The organism is Polynucleobacter sp. 39-46-10, from assembly GCF_002282275.1.
In genome coordinates this window covers 1-1,660 of sequence record NZ_NCJB01000431.1, presented here as the reverse complement: position 1 = coordinate 1,660, position 1,660 = coordinate 1, and the positions used below count along the sequence as shown (strand labels likewise).

Genomic DNA, 1,660 nt, shown 5'->3' with positions numbered 1-1,660 from the left:
TGGTTCTTGAGGAACATAGGCAATGCGGAGGCCTTGCTGATATTGCAGCAAACCATCATCCATTTTTTCTATGCCAGCCAAGATCTTCAATAGAGAGGAGTTGCCAGTGCCATTGCGGCCAATCAAGACAACAAGCTGCCCAGATTCCAATGAGAAAGCAGTATTTGCGAGGAGGGCAACGTGGCCAAAAGGCAGTGTTGCGTCAGGGAGTACGATTAAGTCCATGGCGACATTATCGTCACTTCAAGCAAAGTGGTGATATTTCCAATAAACATGGGATTGAGAAGTAGAATTTAACCAGGCAATACACCCAAATAAAGCGATAAATGACCTGTAAGCTCAGCCCTGGCGCACCACGACTTATCCTCTTTGCAGGCCATGCGGGCACCGGTAAAACTACTTTAGCTAAAAAGGCTCTACCCCTAATAGTGGAAAAGACCGGTGAGGACTTTTTCTTCTTAGATAAAGATACAGTCTACGGCGCCTATAGTGCCCATGTCATGGAGCTCACTACCAATAATCCCAATGATCGCGATAGCCCCTTCTATCTTCAGAACCTCAGGGATTGGGAATATGCAGGCCTCATCGCCATCGCCAAAGAAAACCTCCAACTTGGCGTCAATGTCATCCTAGTAGGTCCATTCTCTAGCGAGATACAAAGCGGACGGATGTTCAATCCCGAGGAGCTTGGAGTACCCAGTGTATCTAGCATCAAAATCGCCTGGATAGATCTCGATGAAAGCGAAGCAAAGCGTCGTATGGAAAAGCGCGCAGACCCTCGAGATGAATACAAACTCAAGCACTGGGATCAATACACCAAACGCAGAGTTAATCCTCCAGGGCATATTGCAATACAGCGCTTTGATAATTTACATTTTGATGAAGCCAAATTTGAGAAGTTGATTGAACACTTGATTAATAATGAGTGAACAAAAAAATAGAGCCCCTTAAGGGCTCTATCTCAAGAACTAAGAACTGAATTCTTAGAACTTGTAAGTTACACCAACAGCTGGCATCCAAGGATTCAAAGTCAACTTACCACCATTAGCTCCAGTAGCTGTAGTTGTAACATTGGTAGACATAGTGGCATATTTAAGGTCGACGTTTAGACCCCAATTTTTATCAAACATATAATCCATACCAACTTGACCAACCGCACCAAAGCTTGAGTTATCGACTGAATATGCTCCATTACCCAAGTTGTTACGACTACTAAAGATTGTGTAATTCACGCCTGCACCAACATAAGGCTTGAATGCGCCAAAATCTGTGAAATGATATTGGAGAAGTAAAGATGGGGGAAGTGCCTTAATGGTACCGAGCTTGTCGCCACCAGCATCGATCTGAATGGTCTGTGGATAAGTTAACACTAGTTCTGCAGCAATATTTTTAGTGAAAAAATAGGAAATATCCAACTCAGGAATAACCTGGTCCTTTGCTTTTACATTGGCACCTTGGACTACGCTACCGGATTGGCCATTACTCCAAAGTAAGTCCACTGCACGTACACGAACCATCCATGGGTTCTCGCTTGAAGATTGAGCTTGAGCAGCGATTGGAGCCAATGAAGCTACTGCTGCCATAGCGGCTACTAGAGTTTTAAGACGCATGATTTACCCCTTTTTTTGTTATCAATTTGATGGATCTATTTTCAAATTGA

General features: G+C 43.7%; 3 protein-coding genes. 1 reads left to right on the top strand and 2 read right to left on the bottom strand.

Features of this window, described 5'->3' with window-relative positions; all coding sequences use genetic code 11:
- On the bottom strand, nucleotides 1–225 hold a 225-nt coding region (locus B7X71_RS16500; protein ID WP_293601533.1), incomplete at its 3' end, for an ATP-binding cassette domain-containing protein.
- Nucleotides 226–326: 101 nt separating this feature from the next.
- Here B7X71_RS16500 and B7X71_RS16495 point away from each other — a divergent pair.
- On the top strand, nucleotides 327–929 hold the full coding sequence (locus B7X71_RS16495; RefSeq protein WP_293599027.1) for an ATP-binding protein: 603 nt from the start codon (nucleotides 327–329) through the stop codon (nucleotides 927–929).
- Between the two features lie 54 nt (nucleotides 930–983).
- On the opposite strand, the gene B7X71_RS16490 is transcribed toward B7X71_RS16495, so the two are convergent.
- Nucleotides 984–1,610, bottom strand: a complete 627-nt coding sequence (locus B7X71_RS16490) for an OmpW family outer membrane protein (RefSeq protein WP_293601532.1) — start codon at nucleotides 1,608–1,610, stop codon at nucleotides 984–986.
- Nucleotides 1,611–1,660: the final 50 nt, after the last annotated feature.